Source organism: Thalassolituus sp. LLYu03 (assembly GCF_050507655.1).
Classification (GTDB): domain Bacteria; phylum Pseudomonadota; class Gammaproteobacteria; order Pseudomonadales; family Oceanobacteraceae; genus Venatoribacter.
Window position 1 is genome coordinate 960168 of sequence record NZ_CP191496.1, and the last position, 12248, is coordinate 972415.

Annotated in this window: 9 protein-coding genes; 7 read left to right on the top strand and 2 right to left on the bottom strand. The window is 54.8% G+C overall.

Annotated elements, in window-relative coordinates; genetic code table 11:
• Positions 1 to 54: 54 nt before the first annotated feature.
• Positions 55 to 831: a CsiV family protein gene (locus ACQUQU_RS04565; RefSeq protein WP_430462065.1), complete on the bottom strand. Its 777-nt coding sequence runs from the start codon at positions 829 to 831 to the stop codon at positions 55 to 57.
• Positions 828 to 4286: a transcription-repair coupling factor gene (gene mfd / locus ACQUQU_RS04570; RefSeq protein ID WP_430462066.1), complete on the bottom strand. Its 3459-nt coding sequence runs from the start codon at positions 4284 to 4286 to the stop codon at positions 828 to 830. Before mfd ends, ACQUQU_RS04565 begins: the two co-directional genes overlap by 4 nt.
• A 228-nt stretch (positions 4287 to 4514) precedes the next feature.
• Between mfd and ACQUQU_RS04575 the strand changes: the two genes are divergently transcribed.
• The 7 genes from ACQUQU_RS04575 to nqrF all read left to right on the top strand — a co-directional run bounded on the left by ACQUQU_RS04575 (position 4515) and on the right by nqrF (position 12132).
• The gene (locus ACQUQU_RS04575) at positions 4515 to 5963 is read left to right on the top strand and encodes a glyceraldehyde-3-phosphate dehydrogenase (protein WP_430462067.1); all 1449 of its coding nucleotides are present in this window, start codon (positions 4515 to 4517) and stop codon (positions 5961 to 5963) included.
• 318 nt (positions 5964 to 6281) lie between these two features.
• Positions 6282 to 7616 (top strand): Na(+)-translocating NADH-quinone reductase subunit A, encoded by a 1335-nt coding sequence (locus ACQUQU_RS04580; RefSeq protein WP_430462068.1) that lies wholly within the window; start codon positions 6282 to 6284, stop codon positions 7614 to 7616.
• Between the two features lie 2 nt (positions 7617 to 7618).
• A complete protein-coding gene (locus tag ACQUQU_RS04585; protein ID WP_430462069.1) occupies positions 7619 to 8833 on the top strand; it encodes an NADH:ubiquinone reductase (Na(+)-transporting) subunit B in 1215 nt (404 codons plus the stop codon).
• Positions 8820 to 9620, top strand: coding sequence for a Na(+)-translocating NADH-quinone reductase subunit C (locus tag ACQUQU_RS04590; protein WP_430462070.1), 801 nt, complete (start codon positions 8820 to 8822; stop codon positions 9618 to 9620). The genes ACQUQU_RS04585 and ACQUQU_RS04590 overlap by 14 nt, the downstream gene beginning before the upstream one ends.
• 1 nt (position 9621) lies before the next feature.
• Entirely contained in the window at positions 9622 to 10284 is a 663-nt protein-coding gene (locus ACQUQU_RS04595; RefSeq protein WP_430462071.1) for an NADH:ubiquinone reductase (Na(+)-transporting) subunit D, read from the top strand.
• Positions 10284 to 10898: an NADH:ubiquinone reductase (Na(+)-transporting) subunit E gene (nqrE, locus tag ACQUQU_RS04600; protein WP_430462072.1), complete on the top strand. Its 615-nt coding sequence runs from the start codon at positions 10284 to 10286 to the stop codon at positions 10896 to 10898. Before ACQUQU_RS04595 ends, nqrE begins: the two co-directional genes overlap by 1 nt.
• 10 nt (positions 10899 to 10908) lie before the next feature.
• Positions 10909 to 12132, top strand: coding sequence for an NADH:ubiquinone reductase (Na(+)-transporting) subunit F (gene nqrF, locus ACQUQU_RS04605; RefSeq protein ID WP_430462073.1), 1224 nt, complete (start codon positions 10909 to 10911; stop codon positions 12130 to 12132).
• Positions 12133 to 12248: the final 116 nt, after the last annotated feature.

Sequence of the window (12248 nt, forward strand, 5' to 3'; positions counted from 1 at the left end):
TGGCCGCGGTTTTTTTATGCGCTTCTGTTTTTCGACGCTGAACCCGAGCGCGTATTACAGGCTGCTGGCGTCGTCGATCGGAATGGCGCGAATAACAATGCCGAGCATCGGGTGATCCAGATAATGCAGTTCACCACTGCGCATACGGCGGGTCTGTTTTACCTCTGCTGCCCGCACTGGCGTTGGCACAGGTTCGGCAATCGACGCTTCGATGTTCGACTGTGCCAGCAAATCGGTGCGCAGATCGTTGCGGGTATCGCTTTCCGGCAGTGTCAGCGCTTGCAGCGGCTCTGCCGCCAATGGCTGGTAATGCTGCACAATCAGATCCGTGCCCAGGTGCAGGTAGCGACTGCGGTGCAGTTCAAATGAGCCGGTAATCTGAATATCAAAACGGTCGAGCAGGCGGATGTTCACCGGATGCTGAACGCCGCTGTCGGCTTCCTGAATCGGTTCAATCCACGCCTGATGCCAGACCACTTTCATGTCTTTGCGCTCGTTAATGCGCTCTGCTTCAGCCTGCAATCTCAGGTTGGGCAGCGGCTCGAATGGCGCCGGCAGTTCCGACTTGGGTGAGCGTGCGAAGGCATAACCGGCCCACAGGGCAGAGTGCAGGTTTTTGTACATTTCAGGCGCTTGCCACCAACGGAAATCCGGGAAGCTGGCTTCGTCGTCCATCACCGCCGGTAACGCCTGTAGCCATTGTTCCTGATCAATATCGGCCTCATTTTCGTAGGCAATCATCATCATTTCCACCCGGTACCAGGGGGCGGCGCTGGCAGGCAGGCTGAGGCAGGCGGCCAGGAGCCAGACGGCTCTGTTCAGAAAAGTCACAGATTCGGGTCCTTCTGTAATTCGGTCATCAGCTGCTCGATCTGGTTGAAGCGTTGTTCGATGCTGCTCATGCTCAGGTTGAAACGTAAGGTGTGACCACCTTCCAGTTTAAAGGTGTTGGGTTTGCTCTGAACCAGTCTAACCAGCACGAACGGGTTGATGTTGGTTTCAGCAGCAAATTCGATGCGGCCACTTTGCTCGCCGGCATCCAGTTTGGCAATGCCCATCGGCGTGAGTTTCAGTTTCAGCGACGCCTGACGGAACAGGTTTTTCACCTGCTCCGGCAACAGGCCGAAACGGTCGATCATTTCCACCTGCAGTTCTTTCAGTTCGGTGTCGTCAGAGGCCGACGCGATGCGCTTGTACAGCGTCAGGCGGCTGTTTACATCGGGCAGGTAATCGGCCGGAATCAGCGCCGGAATGTGCAGGTTAACGTCGGTGCCATGATTCATGGCCAGATCAGCGGATGGCGTTTTCCCGGATTTCATGGCTTTGACTGCCTGCTCCAGCATTTCCATGTACAGGGTAAAGCCAATGGTTTCGATCTGACCGCTCTGTTCTTCACCGAGTAATTCACCGGCACCGCGGATTTCCAGATCGTGGGTGGCGAGCATAAAGCCGGCGCCCAGATCCTGTGCCGCGGAAATGGCTTCCAGACGTTTTTCCGCGTCCTGGGTCAAGGTCTTCGGCGGCGGCGTCAGCAGGTAAGCGTAAGCCTGGTGGTGTGAACGACCGACCCTGCCACGCAGCTGATGCAGCTGGGCAAGACCGAATTTATCGGCACGGTCGATGATGATGGTGTTGGCCGACGGAATATCGATGCCGGTTTCAATAATGGTGGTACACACCAGCACGTTAAAGCGCTTGTGGTAGAAGTCACTCATCACGCTTTCCAGCTGGCGTTCTGACATCTGGCCGTGGGCGACAATCACCCGCGCCTCGGGAATGGCTTCGGCCAGATCGCGCGCGGTTTTCTCGATGCTTTTCACTTCGTTGTGCAGGTAATACACCTGACCGCCGCGCAGAATTTCGCGCAGAATCGCCTCTTTAATGGTGGCGTCGTCGTGCTGGCGGACAAAGGTTTTTACGCTTAAGCGTTTGGCTGGCGGCGTGGCGATAATCGACAAATCGCGGATGCTGGCCATGGCCATATTCAGCGTACGCGGAATCGGCGTGGCAGTGAGGGTCAGAATATCGACCTCGGCACGCAGCGATTTAATGCGTTCTTTCTGCTGCACACCAAAACGGTGTTCTTCGTCGATAATCAGCAGACCCAGGTGGTCGAATTTCACATCTTTCTGCAGCAGTTTGTGGGTGCCGACCACGATGTCGGTTTTACCGTCGAGCATACGCTCCAGTGCCTGCTGGGTTTCTTTTTCCGATTTAAAGCGCGACAGCACATCGACTTTTACCGGCCATTCGGCGAAGCGGTCGGCGAAGTTCTGATAATGCTGCTGGGCGAGCAGGGTAGTGGGCACTAATACCGCCACCTGTTTGCCGCTTTGCACGGCCATAAAGGCGGCACGCATGGCCACTTCGGTTTTACCGAAGCCCACGTCGCCACACACCAGGCGGTCCATAGGACGCGGTGAGCACATGTCTTTGATCACGGCGTCGATGGCGGTTTGCTGATCCGGGGTTTCCTCATACGGGAAGCCGGCGGCAAAGCGGTCGTATTCTTCGTCCGGGCCGTTAAAGGCAAAGCCCTTGCGCGCTTCGCGGCGGGCGTAAATATCCAGCAGCTCGGCGGCGGTATCGCGGATTTTCTCAGCGGCTTTGCGTTTGGCCTGCGCCCATTTATCGGTGCCGAGTTTGTTCAGCGGTGCGGCGCCTTCTTCCGCACCGCCATAGCGCGAAATCAGGTGCAGTGACGACACCGGTACGTACAACTTGGCGTTGCTGGCGTATTCCAGCAGCAGAAATTCATTCACCTGACCGCCGGCTTCCAGGGTTTCCAGACCCATATAACGGCCAACACCGTGATCCAGATGCACCACAGGCGCACCGGGTTTCAGCTCCGACAGGTCGCGGATCACCAGCTCGGAATCGGTTTTTTGTTTCGTGCGGCGACGGGTCTGGCGGATGCGCTGACCGAACAGCTGATTCTCGGTGATGATGGTCAGCGCCGGTTCGCTCAGGCTGACGCCCTGATCCAGCGGACCGACAATGAGGGCTGGGCTGTCGCTGCCATTCAGGAAATCCGGCCAGGTATCGAACTCTTTTGGGCGCACGCCAATGCGCCCCAGTAGTTCTTTTAGCGCTTCACGGCGCCCGGCGGATTCAGCACAGAACAGCACTTTCTGTTGCGGATTGGCGAGGAGCCAGTTGTGCAGGCGCTGCAGTGGTTGTTCGAGGCGCGAGTCCACACTCAGGTCATCGGCAGGCAGGCTGCTGAAGGTCACGGCACCGGCGCGTTGTGGCGGCGTATCGGCCTGCCATTGCACGCGCGGGAAATCATTCAGGCGTGAAAACAGCTGATCGGCCGACAGGAATAACTGCGCCGGCGCCAGAATCGGGCGCATGCGGTCGTGGCGGCGGCTTTCGTAACGCTGCTCAACGTCTTTGCGGAAGGTCTGTACCGCGTCTTCGAGTTTTGCATCGTGAATCACCAGTGTCTTTTGCGGCAGGTGATCGAACAGATTGCCCAGATCGTCGCTGAAAAACAGCGGCAGGTAATATTCCACCCCCGCTGGTGCAATGCCGCCGCTGACGTCGGTGTACACAGGGCAGGCTTTCGGATCGTGCTCAAAAAAATCGAACCAGCGCGCTTTAAAGGTACGGATGGCACCCGAATTGAGCGGGAACTCACGCGCCGGAAGGATGCGGATGCGGTCGACTTTTTCCAGCGTGCGCTGGTTTTCCGGGTCGAACGTGCGCAGGGTTTCGATTTCGTCGTCGAACAGCTCAATACGGAACGGTTCGTCCTGACCCATGGGGAAAATATCGACAATGGAACCACGCACCGCGAACTCACCGTGCTCGTACACGGTATCGACGCAATGATAGCCGGCGGATTCCAGTTGCAGGCGGGTGTTGTCGACATTGAAGGTCTGGCCGATGTCGAGCACAAAGGTCTGCCCCTGATAGAAACCCGCCGGCGGCAAACGGTGCAGCAGGGTGGTAACCGGCAGAATCAGGATGCCGCTCTTCAGGTCGGCCAGACGGCTCAGTGTGGCGATACGCTGGGAGACGATGTCCTGATGCGGTGAGAATACATCGTAGGGCAGGATTTCCCAGTCGGGGAAGTGCAGTACTTCGAGGCTGCCAGCGAAGAAGCGGATTTCTTCTTCCAGACGCAAAGCGCTGGCCGGGTCGGCACAAATTACCAGTGTGAGACCCTGATTGTTGCTGGCTGCAGCGGCGATGGCCATCGCCTGACCGGCACCGGTGAGGTTGCCCCAGAAGCGGCGTTCGGCGGCTCGTGCGGGCAGTTCCGGGCTGAGTGGGCTGGCCATGACATCTCCTGCAGTCGTAAGCGGTGGTTTTGAGTTGGTCTCAAAAAGGCGGCTAGTGTATCGGATGGGTCCGGGGCTGTTAAGGAACGCCTTCGCACTGTGGTCATGCCCGCCAGAGACTGCGGGGGCTGTCTCTTGTTCGTACTGTTTGTGAAATGGTCTGCTTGCGGGCATAATATGCGCCCCGAATTTGCCCCAAATTTTTTAACGTATATGGAAGGTGAACCCGTGAGCCAAGACATGCGCGACGCCTGCTTGCAGGACTGGATGGAACGTGAAGCCATCGCTGAATCTCTGATTCCTGTTATCGGTACTCTGTATCGCCGTAATAATGTTGTTACTTCAATCTACGGCCGTCCGGTGGTTAACCGTTCTGTTATCGATCTGCTGAAAGCGCACCGTTTCGTGCGTCACATGGAAAAGCAGGAACTGTCTGTACACGACACTTTCCCGATCTTCTCTGCTCTGACCGAGCTGGATCTGGCCCGTGCTCACGTCGATGTGGGTAAGCTGGCGGTTAAATACCGCACCGAAGGCAATGGCCGTGATCTGAAAGACTTCCTGTCTGCCGAACTGGCGGATGTGATCGGTAAAGACGTGGCTGATGGCGAGAACCGCGACGTGGTTCTGTACGGTTTCGGTCGTATCGGTCGTCTGCTGGCGCGTATCCTGATTGAAAAATCCGGCGGCGGTAAAGGCCTGCGTCTGCGCGCTATCGTGGTTCGTCGCGGTAAAGGCGATGACCTGGTAAAACGTGCTTCCCTGCTGCGTCGTGACTCTGTACACGGCACTTTCCGTGGCACCCTGACCATCGACGCTGAAAACGAAGCGCTGATTGCCAACGGTAACTACATCAAGATCATTTACGCCAACAATCCGGCGGAAATTGATTACACCCAGTACGGCATCAAGAACGCTCTGATCATCGACAACACCGGTGTATGGCGTGACGAAGCAGGTCTGGCTCAGCATCTGGAATGCAAAGGCGCTGCCCGTGTGCTGCTGACTGCTCCGGGTAAAGGCGATCTGAAAAACATCGTTTACGGTATCAACAACGGTGCTATCGAAGCATCCGACAAGATTCTGTCTGCTGCTTCCTGTACTACCAACGCCATCACTCCGGTACTGAAGGTGATGAACGATGCTTACGGCATCAACAGCGGTCACGTTGAAACTGTTCACTCGTACACCAACGACCAGAACCTGATCGACAACTACCACAAGGGTGATCGTCGTGGCCGTTCTGCGCCGCTGAACATGGTAATCACCGAGACTGGTGCGGCTAAAGCTGTGGCCAAGGCGCTGCCGGAGCTGAAAGGTCTGCTGACCGGTAATGCGATCCGCGTTCCTACTCCGAACGTATCCATGGCCATTCTGTCTCTGAACCTGAAGAAAGAAACCAGCGTAGAAGAAGTGAATAACTTCCTGCGTGAACAGTCTCTGCACTCTGAACTGCAGAAGCAGATCGACTGGGTTAATTCTCCTGAAGTGGTTTCTACTGACTTCGTGGGTAACAGCCATGCCGGTATCGTGGATGCGAAAGCGACCATCGTTAACGGCAATCAGGTTAACCTGTACGTATGGTACGACAACGAATACGGCTACAGCCGTCAGGTTGTGCGTATCGCCCAGCAGGTTTGCGGGGTTGAATACCCAACCTTCCCTAAACTCGGTTAAGGGAATGAAAAAAACCGCTGCACTGCAGCGGTTTTTTTTCGCCTGCGTTCAGGCCTGTCTACACTGTGCTCATATTTGTGATCGGGTTGTAATACTGCTAAAGGGGGACAGTGTTTGCCGGGAACTTATGTGGATTAATCGTCAGCTCGTCATTATACTTACGACGATTTTTAACTTGGGAAATGAGTCCAAGTGCTTGTTTCCAGAGCAAAAAGGCGCTTAAACGTACTGTCATTCCAGTGAGAGAGGGGTGGTCGTGCGTGTTTTTTTGCATCCGGAGTCCAGCACAACGGAATCTACAGTGATTAGGCGAGGCGTATGATCAATATCAGAAAGGGTCTCGACTTACCAATCACCGGTAATCCTGAACAAGTCATCAGTGAAGGTCGTCAGGTCACGCAAGTGGCACTGGTTGGCCCTGACTACGTTGGCATGAAGCCGACAATGGCAGTTCAGGTGGGTGATCGAGTCAAGAAAGGCCAGGTGTTATTCACCGATAAGAAAACTGAAGGTGTGCAGTACACCGCTCCTGCCGCCGGCGTAGTGAAAGCCATTAACCGTGGTGAACGCCGTGTGTTTCAGTCCGTAGTGATTGAAGTCGAAGGCAACGAAGAAGAAACCTTCCAGAGTTACGCTCCGTCTCAGCTCTCCTCTTTGTCTGCCGATGACGTGCAGGCCAATCTGGTTGCATCCGGATTGTGGACAGCTCTGCGTACCCGTCCATTCTCACGCGTACCGGCACCGGGCAGCCGTCCGGAAGCGATTTTCGTGAGCGCGATGGATACCAATCCTCTGGCCGCTGATCCTGCTGTGATCATTGCTGACCAGGCTGAGGCTTTCAAAAACGGTCTGCAGGCGATCAAGCGTCTGACGGAAGGCAAGCTGTACGTGTGCAAAGCACCGGGAGCTAACATTCCGTCAGCCGGTGTTGAAAGCACCGAAGAATTTGCAGGTCCGCACCCGGCTGGTCTGTCTGGTACTCATATTCATTTCCTGCATCCGGTCAGCAACACCCGTACGGTGTGGACCGTTGGTTATCAGGATGTCATTGCAATTGGTCTGCTGTTCACTACTGGCAAACTGTCATCTGAGCGCGTGGTTGCTCTGGCAGGCCCGCAGGTGAGCAAGCCGCGTCTGGTACGTACTGTGGTGGGTGCTGATCTGGCACAGCTGACCGCTGGCGAACTGGCTGCGGGTGAAAACCGTGTGATTTCAGGTTCTGTGTTCGGTGGTCGTACTGCGATCGGCGAAATGAGCTTCCTTGGCCGTTACCACTCTCAGGTATCCGTGCTGCTGGAAGGCCGTGATCGTCCGTTCCTGCATTATCTGCGTGCCGGTGCTGACCGTTTCTCTGTGATGCCGATTTACCTGTCCAAATTACTGAGCAAAACCTTCGCGTTCACAACCTCCACCAACGGCTCCGAGCGTGCCATGGTGCCGGTGGGTTCCTACGAGCGGATTATGCCGCTGGACGTTCTGCCGACTCAGCTTCTGCGTGCACTGATTGTGGAAGATATGGACACCGCCATTAATCTGGGCGCGCTGGAACTGGACGAAGAAGACCTCGCTCTGTGCAGCTTTGTTTGCCCGGGCAAATACGAATACGGTCCGATTCTGCGTAAAAATCTCACCCGAATTCAGGCGGAGGGTTAATCATGGGCTTGCGTAGTATGCTCGACAGCCTTGCACCCCAGTTTGAAAAGGGTGGCAAGTACGAAAAAATGTATCCGCTGTATGAAGCTGTGGATACTGGTCTGTACTCTCCTCCGAGTGTGACCAACAACACCGCACACGTGCGTGATGGCATCGACCTGAAGCGCATCATGATCACTGTGTGGCTGTGCACCTTCCCGGCCATGCTGTTCGGTATGTACAACATTGGTCTGCAGGCTAACCTGGCCATTGGCGCAGGTTCTGGTGCTGCGATTGAAGGCTGGCGTGAAGTGCTGATCGCTCTGCTGGGCGGCAGCGGTCACAGTTCGGCGTCCTTCTGGGATAACTTCGTATTCGGTGCTGCTTACTTCCTGCCGGTATACCTGACCACTTTCATCGTGGGCGGTTTCTGGGAAGTGTTGTTCGCTACCATCCGTAAGCACGAAGTGAACGAAGGCTTCTTCGTAACCTCCATTCTGTTTGCGCTGATTCTGCCGCCAACCATCCCGCTGTGGCAGGTTGCACTGGGTATTTCTTTCGGCGTCGTCATCGGTAAGGAAGTATTCGGTGGTACCGGTAAAAACTTCCTGAACCCGGCACTGACTGGTCGTGCTTTCCTGTTCTTCGCGTACCCGGCCAACATGTCCGGTAACGCCGTATGGACAGCCGCTGACGGTTTTACCGGTGCAACGGCTCTGAGTAACGCGGCTGAAGGCGGCGTCAACAGCATCGTGAATAACGGTGTGACCTGGATGGATGCTTTCCTGGGAACGATTCAGGGCTCCATGGGCGAAACCAGCACACTGGCGATTCTGATCGGCGGTGTGGTGCTGATGGCCATGGGCATTGCTTCTTTCCGTATCGTTGCGGGTGTGATGATCGGTATGGTTGCCACCACTCTGCTGCTGAACGGTGTTGGTTCTGAAACCAACCCTATGTTTGCGCTGCCATGGTACTGGCATCTGGTTCTGGGTGGTTTCGCCTTCGGTATGATCTTTATGGCGACTGACCCGGTATCGGCTTCCATGACCAATAAAGGTAAGTGGTTCTTTGGTGCTCTGATCGGCTTCATGGTGGTCATGATCCGCGTTGTGAACCCGGCGTTCCCGGAAGGCATGATGCTGGCCATTCTGTTTGCGAACCTGTTTGCACCGCTGATTGACCACTTCGTAGTTCAGGCGAATATCAAGCGGAGGGTTGCACGTGTCAGCCAATAACGACAGCATCAAAAAGACCCTGGTGGTCGCGATTCTCCTGTGTCTGGTCTGTTCTGTGATTGTGGCCGGTGCCGCGGTTTCCCTGAAACCTATGCAGCAGATCAACAAGGCGAAAGACAAGAAAGAAAACATTCTGGCCGCCGCAGGTATTCTGCAGCAGGGCGTCAGCATTGAAGAGCAGTTCAAACAGGTGACTACCCGTGTGGTGAATCTGGATGAAGGCCGTTTCATCAATGACGCTGAAAAAGCGGAAATCAAAGCAGCCGGTCTGGATCCGGACAACTACGACCAGCGTAAAGCCTCCAAAAAAGCTCAGGTGTCACGTGCTCTGTCCAATGAAGAAGACAAAGCCAACATCAAGCGTCTGGAAAAATTCGCTGCGGTTTACATCCTGACCAATGAAGATGGCTCTATTCAGAAGCTGATCCTGCCGGTACACGGCTACGGTCTGTGGTCCACGCTCTATGGCTTTATCGCTCTGGAAGGCGACATGGAAACCATCGTCGGTCTGGGCTTCTACTCACACGCAGAGACTCCGGGTCTGGGCGGCGAAGTGGATAATCCTAAGTGGAAAGCACTGTGGAGCGGTAAAAAGCTGCATAACGACAAGGGCGATATCGCGATCAGCGTTATCAAAGGCGGCGCAGAGCCTGGCAACCTGAATCAGGTTGATGGTCTGTCCGGCGCTACCCTGACCAGTCGTGGTGTTAACAATCTGGTGCGTTTCTGGGTTGGTGACATGGGCTTTGGCAAACTCCTCAATCACCTGAAAGAACAGGGGGCCTGAGATGTCTGAACTGAAGAAAGTTCTTACAGAACCGTTAATCGGTAAAAACCCGATTGCAGTCCAGATCCTGGGTATCTGTTCTGCTCTGGCGGTAACCACCAGTCTGAAAGTAACACTCGTTATGTGTGTTGCACTGACGCTGGTAACTGCGTGCTCTAACTTTGGTATCGCTCTGATCCGCAATCAGATTCCGAACAATATCCGTATCATCGTGCAGATGATCATTATTGCGTCGCTGGTAATTGTGGTGGATCAGATCCTGAAAGCCTACGCCTATGACGTCAGCAAGCAGCTGTCGGTGTTTGTTGGTCTGATCATTACCAACTGTATCGTAATGGGACGCGCCGAAGCGTTCGCGATGAAGAACGGCCCGGTGCTGAGTTTCTTCGACGGTATCGGTAACGGTCTGGGCTACTCACTGGTGCTGATCTCTGTTGGTACCGTCCGTGAACTGTTCGGCTCTGGCAAGCTGCTGGGCTTCGAAATTCTGCCTCTGATTCAGGATGGCGGCTGGTATCAGTCCAATGGTCTGCTGCTGCTGCCTCCGTCAGCGTTCTTCATTATCGGTGGTTTTATCTGGGTACTGCGTACCCTGCGTAAAGACCTGACCGAGAAGGCAGACTTCAAAATCCTGCCGAACACTGAACACTCCGGAGGTCACTAATGGAACATTACATCAGCTTGTTTGTGAAAGCGGTTTTCGTTGAGAACATGGCGCTTTCCTTCTTCCTGGGGATGTGTACCTTTCTGGCAATCTCCAAGAAGATTCAGACTGCTATCGGTCTGGGTATTGCCGTGGTTGTAGTGCAGGCCATTACAGTGCCTGCCAACAACCTGATTTACACCTTCCTGCTCAAGGAAGGCGCTCTGAGCTGGATCAGCGAAGATTTCAACACCGTTGATCTGAGCTTTCTGGGTCTGCTGACTTATATCGGCGTAATTGCTGCGATCGTACAAATCATGGAAATGGTACTGGATAAGTACGTTCCGTCTCTGTACAACGCGCTGGGCGTGTTCCTGCCACTGATCACCGTAAACTGCGCCATCATGGGTGGCTCGCTGTTCATGGTGGAACGTGACTACAACTTCGCTGAAAGTACCGTGTACGGCGTTGGTTCTGGTCTGGGCTGGGCTCTGGCCATTACCGCTCTGGCGGGTGTGCGTGAAAAACTGCGCTACAGCGACGTTCCGGAAGGTCTTCAGGGTCTGGGTATCGCCTTCATGACGGTCGGTCTGATGTCTCTGGGCTTCATGTCCTTCTCTGGCGTATCACTGTAAGGAGCCGGCTGTGGAACTGGAAATTATCCTCGGCGTTGTGATGTTTACCGTGATCGTACTGGCACTGGTATTCATCATTCTGGGCGCCCGTGCCAAGCTGGTAAGCTCTGGCACTGTAAAAATTCTGATCAACCATGAGCGCACCATCGAGACTGAAGGTGGCGGTAAGCTGCTGCAGACGCTGGCAGCGAACAACATCTTCCTGTCGTCTGCCTGTGGCGGCGGCGGTACCTGTGCTCAGTGTAAGTGCGTGGTAGAAAGCGGCGGTGGTGAAATGCTGCCGACCGAAGCTTCTCACTTCACCAAAGGTGAAGCCCGCGAAGGCTGGCGTCTGTCCTGTCAGACGCCGGTTAAGCAGGACATGGTTATTGAAGTTCCTGAAGAAGTGTTCGGCGTTAAAAAGTGGGAAACCACTGTGGTGTCGAACCCGAACGTAGCGACCTTCATTAAAGAGCTGACCCTGAAGCTGCCAGAAGGCGAGAACGTCGACTTCCGCGCCGGTGGTTATGTGCAGCTGGAATGTCCGCCGTACGAAATCAACTTCTCAGATTTTGATATTCAGCCGGAATACCGCGGTGACTGGGAGCGTTTTGGCTTCTTTAACCTGAAAGCGGTTAACAAAGAAGACACCATCCGCGCTTACTCGATGGCCAACTATCCGGAAGAACGCGGTCTGGTGAAGTTCAATATCCGTATTGCAACGCCACCACCGGGTTCCAAAGATATTCCGCCTGGCATCATGTCGTCGTTCGTGTTCAATCTGAAACCGGGCGACAAAGTGACCGTTTATGGTCCGTTTGGTGAGTTCTTCGCGAAAGAAACCGATGCCGAAATGGTGTTCATCGGTGGTGGTGCGGGTATGGCGCCTATGCGTTCCCACATCTTCGACCAGCTGAAGCGCCTGAAGTCCACGCGTAAGATCAGCTTCTGGTACGGTGCGCGCTCTCTGCGTGAGCTGTTCTATCAGGATGAATACGACGCGCTGGCGGCAGAGAACGACAACTTCACCTGGCATGTGGCCATGTCCGATCCTCAGCCTGAGGACAACTGGACCGGCCTGACCGGCTTCATTCACAACGTGCTGTTCGAACAGTATTTGCGTGACCACCCGGCGCCGGAAGATTGTGAGTTCTACATGTGTGGCCCACCGATCATGAATAAGTCCGTGATCAACATGCTGCTCAGTCTGGGCGTTGAGCCTGAAAACATCATGCTGGACGATTTCGGCGGCTGATGTCAGACAAAAGAAACCGCGCTACGGCGCGGTTTTTTTATGTCTGTAAATAATATTGCTTTCACATAACGGGTGTATTTCCATTAGGGCACAGTCAGCCGTCACAGGGCGTACGC